The sequence below is a fragment of the Micromonospora sp. WMMA2032 genome (assembly GCF_002688545.1).
Taxonomy (GTDB): domain Bacteria; phylum Actinomycetota; class Actinomycetes; order Mycobacteriales; family Micromonosporaceae; genus Micromonospora; species Micromonospora sediminicola.
In genome coordinates this window covers 5,484,746-5,502,414 of sequence record NZ_CP024052.1, presented here as the reverse complement: position 1 = coordinate 5,502,414, position 17,669 = coordinate 5,484,746, and the positions used below count along the sequence as shown (strand labels likewise).

The following is a 17,669-nucleotide window of genomic DNA, read 5'->3' as shown; positions in this document are numbered from 1 at the left end:
GCTCAGCGTTCGGCGGCGACCAGCTCGGCGAGCTGCACGGCGTTGAGCGCCGCGCCCTTGCGCAGGTTGTCGTTGGCGCAGAACAGCGCGAGCCCGTGCGCGACGGTCTCGTCGACCCGGATCCGGCCGACGTAGGTCGGGTCCTGGCCGGCCGCCTCCAGCGGCGTGGGCACGTCGCGCAGCGCCACCCCGGGCGCGCCGTCGAGCAGCTCCCGGGCGCGGGCCGGGTCGATCGGCCGGGCGAACCGGGCGTTGATCTGCAACGAGTGACCGGTGAAGACGGGCACCCGCACGCAGGTGCCGGAGACCTTCAGCCCCGGGATCTCCAGGATCTTGCGGCTCTCGTTGCGCAGCTTCTGCTCCTCGTCGGTCTCGTCGGAGCCGTCGTCGACGATCGAGCCGGCCAGCGGGAGCACGTTGAACGCGATCGGGGCGGCGAACGAGCGCGGCGTCGGGAACGGCACCGCCGAACCGTCGAAGGCGAGCGCGCTCGCGTCCTCGGCCACCTTGCGGACCTGCTCGTCCAGCTCGGCCACGCCGGCCAGGCCGGCGCCGGAGACCGCCTGGTAGGTGGCGACGACCAGACTGACCAGCTCGGCCTCGGCGTGCAGCGGGCGCAGCACCGGCATCGCGGCCATCGTGGTGCAGTTCGGGTTCGCCACGATGCCCCTGGGCCGGTCGGCGAGGGCGTGCGGGTTGACCTCGGCGACCACCAGTGGCACCTCGGGGTCCATCCGGAACGCGGAGGAGTTGTCGATGACCACCGCGCCGGCCTCGGCGACCCGGGGGGCCAGCTCCTTCGCCGTGCCCTTGCCCGCCGAGAAGAGCACGATGTCCAGCCCGCGGTAGTCCGCGGTGGCCGCGTCCTCGACGGTCACCTCGCCGTCGCGCCAGGGCAGGGTGCGCCCGGCCGACCGGGCCGACGCGAACAGCCGCACCTGCTCCGCCGGGAACTCGCGCTCCGCCAGCACCTGACGCATGACGCCACCGACCTGGCCGGTGGCTCCCACAATGCCGATCCTCATGCCCGCGAGGCTACCCAGCCGGGCGGGGCGGGCGGGAAGCCTTTCCCAGCGCGCGGGCCGGGGCGACGGGAATCACACGTCCCGCCGCCCCGCCCGGTCAGCCGTGGTCGACCACGTCGCCGAGGCCGGCGGCCACCAGTTCGTCCCGGATCACCGCCGCGTCCCCCTCGACCACCAGCGTCAGCGACTCCGGGTGCAGGTGCGCGGCGGCGGCAGCGGACACCTCCTCGACGGTCGCCGCGAGCAGCGCCTCGCGCAGCCGCGCGTGGTAGTCGTCCGGCAGGTCGTGCACCACCAGCGTGGTCAGCGCCGAGGCGATGGCCCGCGGGCTCTGCAACTCGACCGAGAGCTGGCCGGCCCGCCACGAGCGGGCCACCTCCAGCTCCTCCTCGGTCACCCCGGTCAGCTGGGTACGCGAGACCTCGCCCACCGACTCGACCAACGCCGGCGCGGTCACCGCGGTCTGCACGCCGGAGGTGACCGCGAAGCGGCCGAACCGCCGGGACGAGGCGAAGTCGCCCCGGATCCCGTACGTGTAGCCGCGCACCTCGCGGATCAGGTGGTTGAGCCGGGAGGTGAACGCGCCGCCGAGCACGGTGCCGGCCAGTGTCATCGGCACGTGGTCGGGGTGGGCGCGGTGCGGGGACGGGTGACCGAGCCGCAGCGTGGACTGCACCGAGCCGGGCCGGTCGACCAGGATGACCCGTCGCCGGCCGGCGAGCGTCGTCTCGATCGGGCCGCCCCGGTCGACCGGACCGCCGCCCGTGCCGGCGAACGCGGTCGCGCCCAGCGCGTCCAGGTCGATCCGCTCCAGGTCACCGGCGACGATCAGGGTGCCGGGACGGATGAACCACTCGGAGTGGAAGACGGTCACGTCGTCCGCCTCCAGCGCGGCCACGCTCTCCGGGTCGCCGTAGAGCGGGCGGCCCCACCGGTTGTCGGCGCCGAAGAGGTCGGCACGCAGCACCGCGTCGGCGCGCGGGCCGGGGTTGGCCCAGTCCATCCGCAGCGCGGTCGCCTCGTCGTCGCGGACCCGCAGCACGTCGGTCGGGTCCAGCCGGGGCGTGCGGACCGCCTCGGCGAGCAGCTCCACCGCGGCGCTCAGCCGGTCGACCGGCACCTGCACGCTCACCTGGAACGAGTCCCAGTCGAGGCCGGCCACCAGCTCGGTGCCCAGCGCCTCGATGGCCAGCGCGTAGGCGGTGGCGTCGCGCTGCGCGGTGCCCTCCTCCAGCGCCTTGGCCAGCACCGCGCCGAGCCCCTCCTTGCCGACCGGCTCGCGGCCCGCGCCGCCGTCGAGCAGCAGCAGCGCGACCGCGAGCGTCTGCCCGGGCAGGTGCGCGGCGACCACCTGACCGCCGGCCACCGTCCGCCGGACCACCTGCGGGAACCGGTAGGCGCGGGCGGCGCCGGGGCCGGGACGGGTGGCGATCAGCGTCATGAGGTCTCCTCGGGCAGGTAGGTCAGGATCACCCGGTCGTCGGCGCCGAGCAGCGCGGCGGCCTGCTCGGCGATCTGCTCGGCGGTGACGGCGAGCCAGCCGGGCAGCCGGTCGGCGGCCCGGGCCGGGTCGCCGAACTGGGTGGCGTACCGGCCGAGCGTGTCGGCGCGACCGTCGACGGTGGACATCTGCCGCCACCACATGGTGCTCAGCAGCGCCTTGGCGCGGTCCAGCTCGGCGGCGGTCACCGGCACGGTGGCCAGCTCGTCCACCACCTCGGCGAGCCCGTCGCGCAGCCGCTCGGCGGTCACGCCGGGCCGGGCGGTGGCGGTGGCGATCAGCGGCGCGGGGGCGTGCGCCAGGTCCACCCCGTACGCGCCGACCAGGTCCGGCTGGGCGATCCGTTCGCCGTCGGCGAGCCGCTGGTAGAGCCGGCTGCCCCGGCCGCTGCCCAGCACGGTGGCGAGCACGGTGGTCACGTCGTACCCCGGGTCGCCGAACGGGTGGGTGCGGTGCGCGAGGTAGACGCGGGGGGCGGGCACGTCGGCGGTGACCGTCTGAACCGCCGGCGTGCCGGTGGCGGGCACGGTGCGCCCGTCCGGGGCGGCCGGGATGTCGGAGCGGGCGGCGAGGCCGCCGAAGTATTTGTCGGCCAGCGCGAACACCTCGGCCGCGGTGGTGTCGCCGACCACCGTCAGCACCGCGTTGTTCGGCGCGTAGTAGGTGCTGTGGAACGCCTGGAACGTGGCCAGGTCGGCGGCGTTCAGGTCGGCCATCGACCCGATGGTGGCGTGGTGGTAGGGGTGGCCGGGCGGATAGAGCAGCGGCAGCAGCCGCAGCCAGGCGTCGCCGTAGGGGACGTTCTCGTAGCGTTGCCGCCGCTCGTTCTTGACCACGTCGCGCTGGTTGTCCAGCGTCTCCTGGGTCAGCGCCGGCACCAGGCCGCCCATCCGGTCGGCCTCCAGCCAGAGCGCCAGTTCCAGGTGCTCGGCGGGGACGGTCTCGAAGTAGTTGGTCCGGTCCGGGTTGGTGGTCGCGTTCAGCGATCCGCCCGCGCCCTGGATCAGCTTCATGTGCTCGGTCTTCGCCACGTTCACCGAGCCCTCGAACATCAGGTGCTCGAAGAGGTGGGCGAAGCCGGTCTGGCCCGCCGGTTCGTGGCGCGAACCCACGTCGTACCAGAGGTTGACGGCCACGGCCGGGGCGGTGCGGTCCTCGCTCACCACCACACGCAGGCCGTTGTCCAGTCGGGTCGTCTCGATCGGCCAGGGGTAACCGCTGTCGGGCATGGCACGACGCTATCCGATCCCGGGGGCGGAAAGGTGACGCGCGGGGAGCATCGTCGCCGCGCGCCGGGGTACCCGAGCGCCATGGTCACCCCCGTACCGTCCGCCGTCGAGCGGGCCGCCGCCGCGCTGGCCCGCCTGCGGCACGCCCGGCTGCTGCATCCCGCCGGCCGCACCTTCGCCGCCGAGGTGCTGATCTGGGGTACGTCGGGACCGCCGACCGGGGTGCCGCTGCTGGACCGGCCGGGCCGGTGGCCGGCCACGGTCCGCCTCTCCAAGGGGGTGCCGACGCCGGGCGGCTGGCCGGACGTGCTGGGCGTGGCGGTCCGCCTGCACCGGGATCCGGAGCCGCCGGTGGACCTGCTGGTCAGCTCCAGCGGCGCCGCGCCGGTGCTGCGGAACCTGCCGCTGCCCCGGCGACGCTTCACCGGGACGTACACCTCGATCATGCCGTTCCGCGCCGGGGCGCGGCGGCTGTTCCTCGCCGTGCTGGCCGACCCGGACTCGCCCGACCTGGGTCGCTCCCTGGCCGGGGTCGACGCGGCGGTGGCCGCGGACGAGCCCCGGCTGGTGCTCGCGGTGGCCTCGGCGGTAGGCCCGTGGCGCCCGTTCGGCGAGGTACGCCTCGACGGGCGGCGCGGCGCCCCGGAGGACGCCGCGCTCGCCTTCGACCCGGTCGGCAACGTGCCGCCCGGCCTGCGCCTGGCCGGTCCGCTGGCCCGGCTGCGGGACGCCGGCTACCGGGGGTCGCGTCGGGGCCGGGGCGTCGGGCTCAGTCGGGGGGCTCGATCGGGGTGACGGTCTCCTCGGAGGTGCGGTGCTCCAGCACCGTGTCGGGGGCGGCGTTGCGGTCCTCCTCGCGCAGGTCCGACTCGGCGAGGATCGCGTCGGCCTGGGCCTCCGCGTCGTCGCTGCCCACCGCCGCCTCCTCCGGCAGCAGGTGGGCTCGGGACTCGATCCGGTCCTGGTCGCTCTGGTCGTGGCTCATGGTCGTTCCATACCCCGCGTTCCGCTCTGCGGAACGGAGCGGGACTTCCCGGTCGCGTCGGGTAGGCTGGCCGACGTGACGCGGTCGTATCGATGGTTTAGGCAGCCGGCTGGAGGAGCCGGTGACTCGACCATGAGCTGACGTCACCACCTCTTCGAGCCGGCCGGGCAGGGATTCTTTTCCCTGCCCTTTCGTATGCGAGCAGCCGGCTCGATCCCCCGGACCCGGCACGGGGGCACGGTCGGCGGAAGGAATCCCCACCGTGACCACGTCCCAGGACGCCCATCGGGTCATCGACCAGCGCATCGACCGTGTGGTGCCGCTGACCACCCCGGCCCTGCTGCACCACGACCTGCCGCTGGACACCCCGCTGGCCGAGGCCGTCGTGGCCGGCCGGCGTGCCGTCGGCCGGGTGCTGGACCGCGACGACGACCGGTTGCTCGTCGTCGTCGGCCCCTGTTCCGTGCACGACCCGGCCGCCGCCCTGGAGTACGCGGGACGGCTGCGCGAGGCCGCCGACCGGGTCGCCGACGACCTGCTGGTGGTGATGCGGGTCTACTTCGAGAAGCCGCGCTCGACGGTGGGCTGGAAGGGCCTGATCAACGACCCGGCGCTGGACGGCTCGGGCGACGTGAACACGGGTCTGCGGACCGCGCGGGCGCTCCTGCTCGACGTGCTCCGGCTGGGCCTGCCGGTGGGGTGCGAGTTCCTCGACCCGATCACCCCGCAGTACATCGCCGACACCGTGGCCTGGGGGGCGATCGGCGCCCGGACCGTGGAGAGCCAGGTCCACCGGCAGCTCGCCTCCGGCCTGTCCATGCCGATCGGCATGAAGAACCGGCCCGACGGCAGCATCGCCACCGCGGTGGACGCGATCCGCGCCGCCGGCGTGCCGCACGTCTTCCCCGGCATCGACGTCTCCGGCACCCCGGCGATCATGCACACCCGGGGCAACGCCGACGGTCACCTGGTGCTGCGCGGCGGGGGCGGCCGGCCCAACTACGACGCGGAGTCGGTGGCCGGGGCGCTGGACCTGCTGCGCGCGGCCGGCCTGCCCGAGCGGGTCGTGGTCGACGCCAGCCACGCCAACAGCGGCAAGGACCACCGCAACCAGCCGGTGGTGGCCGCCGACGTGGCGGCGCAGCTCGCCGCCGGGCAGCGCGGGATCGTGGGCATCATGCTGGAGAGCTTCCTGCTCCCCGGCCGGCAGGACCTGGACCCGACGCGGGAGCTGGAGTACGGCCGGTCGATCACCGATGCCTGCATCGGCTGGGACACCACCGGCGAGGTCCTGGACCACCTGGCCCAGGCCGTCCGGGCGCGCCGCGCCACGCTCCCGACCCCGGCCTAGGCGGGGTTGGGGGGAGTTTGACCGGTTCGGGGCCGGGTAGGTGGTCGGCGTGACCGATGACGCGCCCGTGACCGAGCAGCCGGACACCAGGCCGCTCGACGACCTGCTCGACGACCTCTACCGCGGTCAGGAACGGATCACCCAGGCGGACATCTACCGCCGGGCGGTGGCCGCCGAGCTCCCGGCCGAGCTGCTCACCCGGATCGCCGCGCTCCCCCAGGGCGAGTACGCGGTCGACGAGGCGGCCGAACTGCTGGGCGGCACGGTCGCCTGAACACCCGCCCGACCGAGAGGACCCGACATGACCGACCGCGAGCCCGAGCACGAGCACCTGGCGGCGCTCGGCCAGCCCCCGGAGGGCATGGACACGCTGCCGGAGCCGGACTTCGCCAACGAGCACGACCGCACGGCGGTGGACCGGGACATCATCACCGGGGCGGACGAGGACGAGCGCGAGCCGGAGACCTCGCGCGGCTGGGCCGGCGAGGACCACGGCACCACCCCCACCTGATCTTCGGCACGACGACGGGGCCGGCGCACTCGCGCCGGCCCCGTTCCCGTCGTGCTCACTTCTCGTGGTGCCCGCCCTCGGCGGCCTGCTGGGCCACCGCGTAGCCCATCTGGAGGAAGTCGGAGGCGGCCACCGCGGTCAGCGCGGTGGCGACCAGCCGGGTCAGCCGGGGCGCCAGCACCAGGCCGCCGGTGAGCCCGGTGGCCACCCAGACCGCCAGGCAGAACGGGCAGCTGACCAGCTCGCCGAGCGCGTGCCGGGTGGGGCTGCCCTCGTCCCGGACCTGCTCCATCACCTCGCCGCTGCCGATCGGGTGGTCGTAGCGGGTGAACGGCGCCCGCAGCGGGCTGGTGATCGCGTCCTTGGACAGCAGCCGGCTCAGCTTGTGCGTGGCGACCGAGAGCAGCACCACGTCGCCGGGCGAGGGCCGCTCCGGCACCGGCCGGCCGGTCGCCCGGACCAGACCGACCAGCGCCGCGGTCACCCCGGCGTAGGTGCCCATCGCCTTCAGGTAGCCCTCCAGCGGTCGGTGCTCGTGCGGCGCGTACGCCTGGCGCAGGCGCGCCACCTTCTGCTTCAGGCCACTCCCGGTCAACCCGGCCTCCCTCTCGTGCGTCGTGGCGGGCCGGGCTCAGCCGGCGGTCAGGTTGTCGGCCACCTCGCGGTCGAGGTTGGCCAGGATCTCGTCGGCCAGGGCGTGGTCCGGACCGGCCAGGTCCAGGCGTACCCGGGCGCCGCCGGCGTCGGCCGGCTCCACGTCGATCTCCGCGGACCAGTCGGCGGCGCTCCACCGGGCCCGCATGTCCTCGGCGTCGACCACCTCCACCTGGCAGTCGCCGGAGCGGCGCAGCTCCTCCGGCAACCAGGCGGAGGAGCGGTCCGGGTCGGTCGCGGTGTTGAACACCACCTCGGGCGGCGCGGACATGCCGCGCTCGGCGTGGCTGGCCATCAGGCGTCCCGCAGTCGGCTCGGGTCGACCTCCCGGCCGGGGTGCCGCGCCAGGTACTCGGTCTCCAGCTCGGCGGTCCGGCGCAGGTGGTTGGCGAGCGCGGAGTCGGTGGCGTGCCGCAGCGTGTCCAGCCGGGTGCGGTGCAGGCTCTGCATCTCCCGGATCAGGTCCTCGTCGCCCAGCTCGGCGGGGTCCACCCCGAGCAGCTCACCGTCGCCGGCCCCGGTGGTGCGGGCGTGGTCGCCGTCCCACTCGGTGACGCGCTGCTCCGGGCTGGCGTCCCGGCGTACCGATTCGGTCATCGTCGCCCCCTCGTCTCGTTCGGGCTGGCGACTAGACGGATGCCCAGCGCGGCTGCCACCAAACCCGGGGCACCTACGACGCCGCGTCGGAGACGGCCGGCGGCCCCGGTACCCTCGATGGCATGCAGCGGCTGTGGACACCGGCGTGGATCCTCCGCCACGTGGCCATGGTCGTGCTGGTGGTGGGCTTTCTCGGGCTGGGCTGGTGGCAGGTGACCCGGGCCGCCCAGGGCAACGCGCTGAGCTTCGGCTACGCGATCGAGTGGCCGGTCTTCGCCGGTTTCGTGGTCTTCGTCTGGTGGCGTGAGGTGCGGCACGCGCTGCGCGCCGCGCCGGGGCCGCCGGCCGCGCCGCCGCCGGCGGCCACCGACCCGGAGCCGGTCACCACCACCCCGGCGGTACGCCGGCCGGTGCGCGCCGTCCGGGTGCCGGCGGCGCCGCTCGACGGGGCGGACGACGGCGAACTGGCCGCCTACAACCGCTACCTTTCCTGGTTGAACGCGAATCCGGGCGCCCGGCCCGGCGACTATCCCGGCTGAGGCCGGTGCGGAAGGACGGACGACGGTGGGCGGAGCCCTTACCCGGTACCGCGTGATCGCCTGGATCGTGGGCGTGGCGCTGGTGGTGCTGGTCCTGATCGGCATGCCGCTGAAGTACGGCTTCGACAACCCGAGCGTGGTGGCCGTGGTCGGCGTCGCGCACGGCTGGCTCTACATGCTCTACCTGGCGCTCACCTTCGACCTGTCCCGCCGGGCCGACTGGCCGTTGAAGCGGATGCTGCTGGTGATGCTCGCCGGCACCGTGCCGTTCGTCTCGTTCTACGCGGAACGGCGGGTGAGCCACTGGGTGGCCGCCGGGAACCGGCCCCGCACCCCGGAGCCGGTCGCCGGCTGACCCCCGGACCGCCGCGCCGGCTCAGCGCGCCGGCCGCCACGGCGCGGCGGCGGGCGGGTCGGTCCAGCCACCGAGGCGCGCGCCCTCGCGGGCCCGGCGCAGCGCGCGGGTCACCTGGCCGAACTGCCGCTCGTCGTCGCTGCTGAACAGCAGCACCTCGGCACCCCGGATCCGCCCCCACAGCTCGTGTGCGGGCGGGCGCCAGCGGTCGCCGAGCAGCACCAGCAGCAGCGGCAGCAGTCCCACCGCGCCGAGCGTCAGGTACGCCCCGGCGGTGAGCCGCTCCAGGCCGCCGGTGAAGCCGAGCAGCAGACCGACCGCGGCGATCAGCGCGGCGGAGACGGCGACCGCCCGCACGGCGAGCCGGTCGTGCGGGCCGCGGGTGGTCCAGAGCTGGGTGATCTCGGTCACCGCCCAGCTGTTGCGGCCGACGGTGAAACGCTCGGCGGTGACGACGATGCCGGGTCGGGCGTAGAGCAGCGTGGGCGCGGTCGCGTGCGGCGACCGGGGCGGGCGGGCGGAGGAGCGATCGGTCTGCACGGCGGCCTCCCGGGGTCGCGGATCCCGTGGTGGGGATTCCCGGTTCCGCGCTTCATTGTGTGGCGGACACGCCACCCGACCTCGGGTTTTCGCCCGCCCGGCCGGTACGTCGCCGGACCGGCCCGCCGGAAACAGAGAACGATTTCCGTCTTTGTCATGACTTTGCCTGGCGTGGCCTGGCGACATCCGTCCAGAACGACGAATCGGGCGAGTCGCGCCTTCCGCCCAGGAGCGCCGAAGCCCGCGACGTGAGGTCCGCGAAACGGTCACGGACGGTCAGCTGCCCCATTGTCACTTTCCGACACTTTGCCAACTTTCGCCCCTGCTTGAACTCCCGTCCACTCCGATCACGGGTTAGGTTGTCCAGGTCGGTCCGGTCGACCGCCGTCCGCCCGGACGGCGCCGGGTCGGTGTCGACGGGGCGTGGCACGCCTCCCGTCGACCGTGGAGAGGAGCTTTCCGCTCTTGTCGTCCTTACGGATGCTGCTCCGCTCGCTGGCGGTGGCCGGCCTCTCGGCCGCGCTGCTCGCTCCGGCGTCGGTGGCTCGGGCCGAGCCCACCCCCGCCGAGCTGACGAAGCAGATCGAGAAGTCCTCGACTGAGCTGGAGCGAATCGTCGAGTCGTACAACAAGCTCAACGAGGAGATCAAGGCCAACAAGGCCACCGCGGCCACGTTGGAGGCCCGGATCGGCCCGTTGCAGGAACAGGCCGAGCGGAGTCGCGCCGACGTGGGCGCGATCGCCGCGACGGCGTACAAGACCGGTGGCATGCGCACCGCGGCGGCCCTGCTGGAGCCGGGCGGCCCGGCGTCGCTGCCGGACCGGCTGGGCACGCTCGACCAGCTCACCCGCCAGCGGCAGCGCACCATCGACAGCTTCACCGGCGACCAGCGCCGGCTGATCGACCAGAAGACCCGGCTCGACGTCACGCTGGCGAAGGAGGCGGCGCAGGCCAAGCAGCTGACCGCCGCCAAGAAGCGGATCGAGGCGGACCTGGCCGGCCTCTACGAGATGCGTCGCAAGGCGTACGGGCGGGCCACCGAGGCCCCGGTCAAGGCGAGTTCGGCGGGCACGCCCCCGGCCGTCTCCGGCAAGGCCGGTGTCGCGGTGCGGTACGCCTACGGCGCGGTCGGCAAGCCCTACGGCTACGGCGACGACGGCCCCGGCAGCTACGACTGCTCGGGGCTCACGCTGGCCGCCTGGCGGGCCGCCGGGAAGTCGCTGCCGCACAGCGCGGCGCAACAGTGGAACGCGGTGACGCGGATCAGTCGCAGCCAGCTGCAACCGGGCGACCTGGTGTTCTACTCCGGCCTCGGACACGTGGCGCTCTACGTCGGCGGCGGTCAGATCATCGACGCGCCGAGCGCGGGCCGCAACGTCAGCAAGCGGGGCATGAACATCATGAGCATCGCCGGCTACGGCCGGGTCTGACCCGTAACGACGAACGGCCGGCGTCCCCCTGTCGGACGCCGGCCGTTCGTCGTTTCCATTACTACCAGGTCAGGCCGCCTGCAGCCCCTCGGCGCGGGCCAGCTCACGCAGCCGGCCGAGGGCCTGGATCTCCAGCTGGCGGATCCGCTCCCGGGAGAGCGAGAACCGCGACGCGACCTCGGTCAGCGAGTGCTCGCGCCCGTCCTCCAGGCCGTAGCGGGCCCGCATGATGCCGGCCGACCGGTCGTCGAGGTGGTTGAGCAGACCCTCGATCCGCTGCCGCTCCAGGCCGGTCAGCACGATCTCCTCCGGCGACGGCGCGTCGCTGTCGGCGACCAGGTCACCGAGGTTGGTGTCGCCGTCGTCGCCCACCGGGGTGTCCAGCGAGACGGTGTCCTGCGACCAGCGGCGCAGCTCGTTGACCCGCTCGACGGTGACGCCGAGCGCGGTCGCGATCTGCTCCGGCTCCGGGTCGCTGCCCAGCTCGCGGGTGAGCTGCCGGGCCACGTTGCGCATCCGGTTGACGTCCTCCACCAGGTGCACGGGCAGCCGGACGGTGCGCTCCTGCTGGGCGATGGCCCGGCTGATCGCCTGCCGGATCCACCAGGTCGCGTAGGTGGAGAACTTGAAGCCGCGCTCGTAGTCGAACTTCTCGACCGCGCGGACCAGGCCGGTGTTGCCCTCCTGGATCAGGTCCAGCATGGGCATGCCGGAGCGCACGTAGCGCCGGGCGATGGAGACGACCAGCCGCAGGTTGGCGCGGATGAACAGGTCCTTCGCCCGCTCACCTTCGACCACCACGCGCTCCAGTTCCTCCCGGGTGGCCCCGTCGGGGAGCCGGTCGGTGTCGAGCAGGTGCTCGGCGTAGAGACCCGCCTCGATCGCCTTGGAGAGATCCACCTCGCGGGCGGCGTCCAGCAGCGGCGTCCGGGAGATCTCGTGCAGGTAGACGCCGACCAGGTCCCGCTCCTCGGCGACCTCGTCGGTACGCATGCCGATGTTCTTGTCCACGATTGCCACGGTCCCCTCGCTCGCGCCGGTTGCCCGGTTCCTTGCCATCCCCACGTTCATCAGCCCTCCCCGTAACCTCCGCTGTGCCCGTAGGTGCTGACACCTACACAACAGATGTGACGCGTCGGGGATTCCATGTCGTGAGTCGAAACTGTCACGAATGCCTGAGTAGTAGCTGAGAGCCCGGTCCATGTTTCCTGTCAGGACCCCTGCTCGGGCGGCTCGCGACCGCCCTGGTCGGTGGGCGCGGGAGCAGCGGAATCGCCGTCCGCCCATGGAATGGCACCATTGCCTGTTCCATGAACACAGCGAGCCGCGTCACCGCGTCATTGCGATCCTGGTCACTGCCTGATACGCGCCCGTGGACCCACCGGTTCAGCCACGCTGAGGATTACCCTCCGCCTCGTTGAACAATCCGCTCGGGGAGAGACGTCCCCTCCCGCCACGTGATACGCGTCGCACCCGCCGGGCGGATGCGCCGGGCGGGTGGTTTCGCGCTCGGGGTCAGGAGGCGAGCAGGGCCAGGGCGCCGCGTACCTGGTCGGCGGAGCGGGCCAGCGCGGCCCGGGCGGCGGGCACCTCCGCGCCGGAGACCAGCGCCACCAGGGCGGTCTTGAGGTCGCCGTCGGCCTCCCGCAGGGCAACCCGGCAGACCTCCTCGGCGCACCCGGTCGCCTCCACCAGGATCGAGATCATCCGGCCGCGCAGCTTGGCGTTGGTGGCCACCATGTCGATCATCAGGTTCGAGTAGACCCGGCCCAGGCGCACCATGACGGCCGTGGAGAACGTGTTCAGCACCAGCTTCTGCGCGGTGCCCGCCTTCATCCGGGTCGACCCGGTGACCACCTCGGGTCCGGTGTCCACCCCGATGAACACGTCCACCGACGGGGCGGCCTCGGCCTCCGGGTTGGCGCACAGCAGCACGGTCCCGGCCCCCTGGGCCCGGGACGCGGCGAGCGCCCCGAGGACGTACGGGGTGCGCCCGCTGGCCGCCAGGCCGACCACCAGGTCGCCGGGGTGCACGCACTCGCCCGCCTCGGCGGCGCCGCCCCGTTCGTCGTCCTCGGCGTCCTCGACGGCCCGCCACATGGCCTCCGGGCCGCCGGCGAGGTGCGCGCAGAACCAGTGCCGGGGCGAGTTGAACGTGGGGGCCAGCTCGGCCGCGTCCAGCACGCCGAGGCGGCCGGAGGTGCCGGCGCCGAAGTAGTGCACCCGGTGCCCGCCGCGCAGCGCGGCGACGGCCAGGTCGACGGTCTCGGCGATCTCGTCGAGCACGGCGGCCACCGCGGCCGGCACCCGACGGTCGGCCTCGTTGATGACGGTGAGCACGTCCCGGGTCGACATCAGGTCGAGGTCGACGCTCTGCGGGTTGCGTCGCTCGGTCGGCGCACCGACCCGCACCACCGGACGCACCACGGCCACCTCGTCCCGTTCCACCCGGCCCGCCGTCATCCCCGCCTCCGCCCGGGACCCACCCGGTGCGACAGGACGGCCTCGGCGGTGGCCTCCAGGGCCTTCTTGGTCCGGGTCCGGCTCCGGGCGGCCACTCCGACGAAGAGGCAGTCGACCACGGTGAGCTGGGCCAGCCGACTGGCCGTCGCGCCGGACCGGTAGGTCGTCTCCCGGGCGGCGGTGGTGAGCACGTGGTCCGCGACGTCGGCGATCGGCGAGCGGGGGAAGTTGGTCAGCGCCACCGTGGTGGCCCCGCGCGCCCGGGCCTGCTCCAGCACCTCGATCACGTCGGAGGTGGTGCCGGTGTGCGAGATGCCGACCGCGACGTCGCCCCGGCCCAGCAGCGCCGCCGAGGTGAGCGCGGTGTGCACGTCCGGGAAGTAGAACGCGATGCGGCCGATGCGGTGCAGCTTCTGCTGGAAGTCGGAGGCGACGAAGCCGCTGGCGCCCGCGCCGTAGACGTCGATCCGGCCGGCCGCGCCGATCGCCTCGACGACCCGCTCGCAGACCGCCGGGTCGAGCTGCTCGGCGGTCTCCTCGACGGCCCGCGCGTCGTTGAACGCGATGGTGGCGATGATCTGCGCCAGGTCCGCGCCCGGCGGGATGTCGCCGCCGACCACCCGGGCGTCCGGCGGCTCGACCCGGCGCGCGGCCTCGGCGGCGAGCCGGATCCGCAGCTGGGGATAGCCGTCCATGCCGACCGACCGGCAGAACCGGATCACGGTCGCCTCGGATGTCTCGGCGGCGGTGGCGAGGTCGGTGATGGTACGCCGGGCCGCGTCGGCCGGATCGGCGACGACCAGCCGGGCCACCCGCTGCTCGGCCGGGGACAGCGAGGGAAGGAGGCCGCTGATGTGGACGATCAGTCCACCGGGCTCGTGACTCGCAGAAATCTTCGGACTCTTCGCCACGGATGAAACTTACTTTCACAGGCCGTGAGCGTCAACCATGACGCCGCGTATCGGGAAATTTACCGCCTTCCGCGCCCGGCCCCCTCGCCCAGGGTCCCATCGTCGCAGCCCGGCCGCCTCATCCGGTCCGGTCGAGTCGGTGCCGCCGGCCGACCGGACCGTCCACCGTCATGCGCTCCCGGACCGGCCGGACGGCCGTCGCCGGGTCACCGGTCGGCCCTCCGGGCGGCCGGTTAGCGTGTGGGCATGGCGGATCGCACGGTGCTGGTGACCGGAGGCACGGGCGGGCTGGGGGGCGCGGTCACCGCCGCCTTCCTCCGGAGCGGCTGGCGGGTGGTCGTACCCCAGCGGGAGCCCGGGACGGACGACGGTCCGGTCCGGGTCGTGGCCGACCTGCTGACCCCCGAGGGGGCGGCGCGGGCGGTCGAGGCGGCGACCGACGAGCCGGCCGCGCCGTTGCGCGCGGTGGTCAACCTCGTCGGCGGGTACGCCAGCGGCGGGCTCGTGCACGAGACCCCGGTCGCGGAGTTCGAGCGGATGCTGCGGATCAACCTGCGTCCGACCTACCTGGTCACCCACGCGGCGCTGCCGCACCTGGTCGAGGCCGGTGGCGGCGCGGTGGTCTGCGTGTCGGCCCGGGCGGCGGTGGCGCCGTTCCCCGGGGCGGCCGGCTACGTCACCGCCAAGGCCGCGGTGCGGGCGTTCGCCGACGCGGTCGCGGTCGAGTACCGGCCGCACGGAGTGCGGTGCAACACGGTGCTGCCGAGCGTCATCGACACCCCGGCCAACCGGGCCGCCCAGCCCGAGGCCGACCACCGGCGGTGGGTGCCGCCGGCCGAGATCGCCGCCGTGATCCGCTTCCTCGCCTCCGACGAGTCCGCGCCGACCAGCGGCGCGAGCGTCCCGGTCTACGGCCGGGCCTGAGCCGGCACCGGTCCGTCCCGCCCCGCGCCGCCGGAGGGCCGAGGCGTGCCCTCCGGGCCCGGTACGGCCAGGGCCGGCGGGTCGTCCGGCAGCCACTCGCTCAGGTGCGCCCGGATCCGGCGGGCGACCTCCTCCGGTGTGCCGCTGCCGTCCACCACCACGAACCCGGCGTACTCCGGCAGCGACCGGTAGGCGGCGTCCGCCGCGGTGAGCCACCGCATGCTCTCGTGGTCGGTGCCGCGCCGCTCGATCCGCCGGTACGCCTCGGCGGGGTCGAGGGTGAGCAGGAACGTGACCCGGGGCGACGGGAAGATCCGGTACCCGGCTCGGGCCAGCCGCTCCCAGCGCTGCCCGCCGTGCGCCCGGATGCTGGCGTACTGGCAGGCCGACCAGCGGTCCATCACCGCCGTCCGGCCGGTCACCAGGCAACTGACCAGGGCCAGCGCGATCGCGAGCCAGCGCAGCGCGGACTCGACCGCGAGCAGCCCGTCGCGGCCGACGAGCCGCTGCGCGTCCGGCCGGCCGACCCGCTGGGCGAGGCGGCCGAGCCAGCGGCGACCGCCGGCGTTGCGGTGGTAGGTGGCGGGGTGGCCGGCGGCGGTGAGCGCCTCGGCGAGCCGGTGGGCCTGGGTGGTCTTGCCCGAGCCGTCGATGCCGATCAGGGCGACGGCGCGCAGTCGGGCCCTGCCGCGCCGCGTTCGCAGTGAGCTGGCCACCTTGCCGAGGCTATCCGACCGACGCTCACCATTGGCGATTTGTCGCTTTCCTCCCCGAGCGGACGCACCGCGCCCGATCAGGTGTGACCGGAGCTTCCGCCGGGTACGCCTGTTGATCCCACCGCCCATGACGACGACGGGAGACCCAGATGGCCGAGCGCGGGGACGAGACCCTGGTGCACACGCTGAAGAAGGTCGCCGCCGTGCTCAAGCAGTCCGAGATCCCCTTCGCCCTGGGCGGCAGCTTCGCCGTGTACGCGCACGGCGGCCACTCCAGCGACCACGACGTGGACTTCCTGCTCCGCGAGGCCGACGTCGACCGGGCCCTGGAGGCGCTGGTCGAGGCCGGCTTCACCGCCGAGCGCCCGCCGGAGGACTGGCTGGTCAAGGTCTACGACGAGGGACGCATGGTGGACCTCATCCACCGGCCGATCGAGACCCCGGTGACCGAGGAGACGTTCGCCGACACCATCGTGCGCCCGGTCGACGCGATCCACATGCCGGTGCTCTCGGCCAGCCAGCTCATGGTGCACAAGCTGCTCAGCTTCTCCCAGCACTACTGCGACTTCGCCCGCGCCCTGCCGCTCGCCCGTTCGCTGCGGGAACAGATCGACTGGGAACGGGTACGGAAGGAAACGCAGCACTCGCCGTACGCGGAGGCGTTCCTGGTGCTGCTCGACCGGCTGGACGTGCTGCCCGGCGGCACGCCCGGCGGAAGGGAGACCCCGTGACCGGACGGTCCGGCGACGTGCCCCCCGACGAGTACGTGGAGGCGGAGATCCAGAGCATGCTGGCCGAGGACCCGTCCGTGGCCGAGCAGGGCATCACGGTGGTGCGCCGCGAGCGCGGGCTGGTGCTCTACGGCGAGGTGGAGAGCCCGCACCGGCGGGAGGAGATCCTCCGCCGGGTGGCCGAGCGCTTCCCGGACACGCCGGTGACCAGCGACATCGGGGTGATCCGCACCCAGGCGCCCACCCAGGTCGAGGAGCTGCCGTGAGGGAGGTTCGATGGTGATCCGGATCGCCGCCGTCGGCGACGTGCACGTGGACGAGGACGTGGTGGGCCGGTTCCGTCCTGCGTTGGAGGAGCTGCCCGACTGCGCCGACGTGCTGCTGCTCGCCGGCGACCTGACCCGCCACGGCACCGAGGCCGAGGCCCGGTGCGTGGCGCGGGAGTTCGGCGACCTCGGCGTACCGGTGATCACCGTGCTCGGCAACCACGACCACCAGTGCGACCAGGTGCCGCAGGTGGTCAAGGTGCTGGAGGACGCGGGGATCACCGTGCTGGAGGGCACCGGCACCGTGCTGGAGTGCGCCGGCGGGCGACTCGGGGTGGCCGGGGTCAAGGGGTTCGGCGGCGGGTTCGCCGGGCGGTGTGCCAGCGACTTCGGCGAGCCGGAGATGAAGGCCTTCGTCCGGACCACCCGGGAGAGCGCCGACGCGCTGGCCGCCGCGCTGTTGTCGCTGGAGTGCGACTCGCTGGTCGCGCTCACCCACTACTCCCCCGTGCCGGACACGCTGGCCGGCGAGCCGCTGGAGATCTACCCGTTCCTGGGCTGCTACCAGCTCGGGCAGGCGATCGACTCGGCGCCGACCGCACTGGCGCTGCACGGCCACGCCCACCACGGCACCGAGCGTGGCACCACGCCGGGCGGAGTCCGCGTCCGCAACGTCGCGCACCCCGTGATCAAACAGGCCTACAGCGTGTTCCACCTGGGCGACCAGGTCGACTGACCGGGAGGTTTCCGGGATCGGCGCGCCGGGTATCCAGCCGTCATGGAGCTGATTCTCTGGATTCTCGCAGTCGTACTCGTGGTCGCCGGAATTCTCGCGCTGTTCCGCCGGCAGATCCTCTGGGGCATCGTCCTCATCGTCGTCGGCCTGCTGGTCGGCCCGGGTGGCGTCAGCATCTTCAATTAGCGACCCCTGTCCTTCACC

At 73.8% G+C, this 17,669-nt stretch carries 23 protein-coding genes and 1 pseudogene; 12 read left to right on the top strand and 12 right to left on the bottom strand.

Annotated features, from left to right (window positions below):
- Positions 1–2: 2 nt before the first annotated feature.
- The 3 genes from CO540_RS25540 to CO540_RS25530 form a co-directional block, all read right to left on the bottom strand.
- The gene (locus tag CO540_RS25540; protein WP_099163927.1) at positions 3–1,025 is read right to left on the bottom strand and encodes an aspartate-semialdehyde dehydrogenase; all 1,023 of its coding nucleotides are present in this window, start codon (positions 1,023–1,025) and stop codon (positions 3–5) included.
- 97 nt (positions 1,026–1,122) lie between these two features.
- A complete protein-coding gene (locus CO540_RS25535) occupies positions 1,123–2,466 on the bottom strand; it encodes a pitrilysin family protein (RefSeq protein ID WP_099163926.1) in 1,344 nt (447 codons plus the stop codon).
- Entirely contained in the window at positions 2,463–3,755 is a 1,293-nt protein-coding gene (locus CO540_RS25530; RefSeq protein WP_099163925.1) for a pitrilysin family protein, read from the bottom strand. Before CO540_RS25530 ends, CO540_RS25535 begins: the two co-directional genes overlap by 4 nt.
- A gap of 81 nt (positions 3,756–3,836) precedes the next feature.
- Here CO540_RS25530 and CO540_RS25525 point away from each other — a divergent pair, with 81 nt between their 5' ends.
- Positions 3,837–4,550 (top strand): phosphodiesterase, encoded by a 714-nt coding sequence (locus CO540_RS25525; protein WP_099163924.1) that lies wholly within the window; start codon positions 3,837–3,839, stop codon positions 4,548–4,550.
- Here CO540_RS25525 and CO540_RS25520 read toward each other — a convergent pair.
- The gene (locus CO540_RS25520; protein WP_099163923.1) at positions 4,525–4,740 is read right to left on the bottom strand and encodes a hypothetical protein; all 216 of its coding nucleotides are present in this window, start codon (positions 4,738–4,740) and stop codon (positions 4,525–4,527) included. The genes CO540_RS25525 and CO540_RS25520 overlap by 26 nt on opposite strands.
- A gap of 253 nt (positions 4,741–4,993) precedes the next feature.
- Between CO540_RS25520 and CO540_RS25515 the strand changes: the two genes are divergently transcribed.
- From CO540_RS25515 to CO540_RS25505, 3 genes are read left to right on the top strand one after another with little or no spacing between them, the layout of a single operon-like run.
- A complete protein-coding gene (locus CO540_RS25515; protein WP_099163922.1) occupies positions 4,994–6,091 on the top strand; it encodes a 3-deoxy-7-phosphoheptulonate synthase in 1,098 nt (365 codons plus the stop codon).
- A 40-nt stretch (positions 6,092–6,131) separates the two neighbouring features.
- Positions 6,132–6,365 carry a hypothetical protein gene (locus CO540_RS25510; protein ID WP_369700212.1) on the top strand — a complete coding sequence of 78 codons (234 nt, stop codon included), beginning with the start codon at positions 6,132–6,134 and terminating at the stop codon, positions 6,363–6,365.
- A 27-nt stretch (positions 6,366–6,392) separates the two neighbouring features.
- A complete protein-coding gene (locus CO540_RS25505; RefSeq protein WP_091571527.1) occupies positions 6,393–6,602 on the top strand; it encodes a hypothetical protein in 210 nt (69 codons plus the stop codon).
- Positions 6,603–6,657: 55 nt separating this feature from the next.
- Here the strand turns inward: CO540_RS25505 and CO540_RS25500 are convergent, their stop codons facing one another.
- Genes CO540_RS25500 through CO540_RS25490 form a run of 3 tightly spaced genes read right to left on the bottom strand, consistent with a single transcriptional unit; the run spans position 6,658 to position 7,853 of the window.
- Positions 6,658–7,197 carry a DUF1360 domain-containing protein gene (locus CO540_RS25500; RefSeq protein ID WP_091571524.1) on the bottom strand — a complete coding sequence of 180 codons (540 nt, stop codon included), beginning with the start codon at positions 7,195–7,197 and terminating at the stop codon, positions 6,658–6,660.
- Positions 7,198–7,233: 36 nt separating this feature from the next.
- The gene (locus CO540_RS25495) at positions 7,234–7,551 is read right to left on the bottom strand and encodes a hypothetical protein (RefSeq protein ID WP_091571520.1); all 318 of its coding nucleotides are present in this window, start codon (positions 7,549–7,551) and stop codon (positions 7,234–7,236) included.
- Positions 7,551–7,853 carry a DUF6158 family protein gene (locus CO540_RS25490; protein ID WP_098747077.1) on the bottom strand — a complete coding sequence of 101 codons (303 nt, stop codon included), beginning with the start codon at positions 7,851–7,853 and terminating at the stop codon, positions 7,551–7,553. Before CO540_RS25490 ends, CO540_RS25495 begins: the two co-directional genes overlap by 1 nt.
- A gap of 122 nt (positions 7,854–7,975) precedes the next feature.
- On the opposite strand from CO540_RS25490, the gene CO540_RS25485 reads away from it, so the two are divergent.
- A complete protein-coding gene (locus tag CO540_RS25485) occupies positions 7,976–8,392 on the top strand; it encodes a hypothetical protein (protein ID WP_099163921.1) in 417 nt (138 codons plus the stop codon).
- A 25-nt stretch (positions 8,393–8,417) separates the two neighbouring features.
- The gene (locus CO540_RS25480; protein WP_091571510.1) at positions 8,418–8,747 is read left to right on the top strand and encodes a DUF3817 domain-containing protein; all 330 of its coding nucleotides are present in this window, start codon (positions 8,418–8,420) and stop codon (positions 8,745–8,747) included.
- Positions 8,748–8,768: 21 nt separating this feature from the next.
- Here the strand turns inward: CO540_RS25480 and CO540_RS25475 are convergent, their stop codons facing one another.
- The gene (locus CO540_RS25475; protein ID WP_091571507.1) at positions 8,769–9,287 is read right to left on the bottom strand and encodes a DUF6232 family protein; all 519 of its coding nucleotides are present in this window, start codon (positions 9,285–9,287) and stop codon (positions 8,769–8,771) included.
- A gap of 465 nt (positions 9,288–9,752) precedes the next feature.
- On the opposite strand from CO540_RS25475, the gene CO540_RS25470 reads away from it, so the two are divergent.
- Positions 9,753–10,718 carry a C40 family peptidase gene (locus CO540_RS25470; protein ID WP_099163920.1) on the top strand — a complete coding sequence of 322 codons (966 nt, stop codon included), beginning with the start codon at positions 9,753–9,755 and terminating at the stop codon, positions 10,716–10,718.
- Positions 10,719–10,787: 69 nt separating this feature from the next.
- Here the strand turns inward: CO540_RS25470 and CO540_RS25465 are convergent, their stop codons facing one another.
- From CO540_RS25465 to CO540_RS25455, 3 genes are all read right to left on the bottom strand, one after another.
- Positions 10,788–11,777, bottom strand: coding sequence for an RNA polymerase sigma factor RpoD/SigA (locus tag CO540_RS25465; RefSeq protein ID WP_172968072.1), 990 nt, complete (start codon positions 11,775–11,777; stop codon positions 10,788–10,790).
- A 456-nt stretch (positions 11,778–12,233) separates the two neighbouring features.
- Complete coding sequence (locus tag CO540_RS25460; protein ID WP_091571499.1) at positions 12,234–13,181, bottom strand: N-acetylmuramic acid 6-phosphate etherase; 948 nt, start codon at positions 13,179–13,181, stop codon at positions 12,234–12,236.
- Positions 13,178–14,092: a MurR/RpiR family transcriptional regulator gene (locus CO540_RS25455; RefSeq protein ID WP_099163918.1), complete on the bottom strand. Its 915-nt coding sequence runs from the start codon at positions 14,090–14,092 to the stop codon at positions 13,178–13,180. Before CO540_RS25455 ends, CO540_RS25460 begins: the two co-directional genes overlap by 4 nt.
- Positions 14,093–14,338: 246 nt before the next feature.
- Here CO540_RS25455 and CO540_RS25450 point away from each other — a divergent pair, with 246 nt between their 5' ends.
- Complete coding sequence (locus CO540_RS25450; protein ID WP_099163917.1) at positions 14,339–15,016, top strand: SDR family NAD(P)-dependent oxidoreductase; 678 nt, start codon at positions 14,339–14,341, stop codon at positions 15,014–15,016.
- On the opposite strand, the gene CO540_RS25445 is transcribed toward CO540_RS25450, so the two are convergent.
- Positions 15,001–15,732, bottom strand: a complete 732-nt coding sequence (locus CO540_RS25445; protein ID WP_099163916.1) for a dTMP kinase — start codon at positions 15,730–15,732, stop codon at positions 15,001–15,003. The two genes, CO540_RS25450 and CO540_RS25445, sit on opposite strands and share 16 nt — an antisense overlap.
- A 149-nt stretch (positions 15,733–15,881) precedes the next feature.
- Here CO540_RS25445 and CO540_RS25440 point away from each other — a divergent pair, with 149 nt between their 5' ends.
- The 4 genes and pseudogenes from CO540_RS25440 (at position 15,882) to CO540_RS30475 (ending at position 17,651) form a co-directional block, all read left to right on the top strand.
- On the top strand, positions 15,882–16,463 hold the full coding sequence (locus CO540_RS25440; protein WP_099163915.1) for a nucleotidyltransferase: 582 nt from the start codon (positions 15,882–15,884) through the stop codon (positions 16,461–16,463).
- Positions 16,464–16,519: 56 nt separating this feature from the next.
- Entirely contained in the window at positions 16,520–16,729 is a 210-nt protein-coding gene (locus CO540_RS25435) for a hypothetical protein (RefSeq protein WP_245666557.1), read from the top strand.
- A 10-nt stretch (positions 16,730–16,739) separates the two neighbouring features.
- A pseudogene (locus CO540_RS25430) lies at positions 16,740–17,517 on the top strand (metallophosphoesterase).
- Positions 17,508–17,651 carry a GPGG-motif small membrane protein gene (locus CO540_RS30475; RefSeq protein WP_007464364.1) on the top strand — a complete coding sequence of 48 codons (144 nt, stop codon included), beginning with the start codon at positions 17,508–17,510 and terminating at the stop codon, positions 17,649–17,651. The pseudogene CO540_RS25430 and the gene CO540_RS30475 overlap by 10 nt, the downstream one beginning before the upstream one ends.
- The last annotated feature ends 18 nt before the right edge of the window (positions 17,652–17,669 follow it).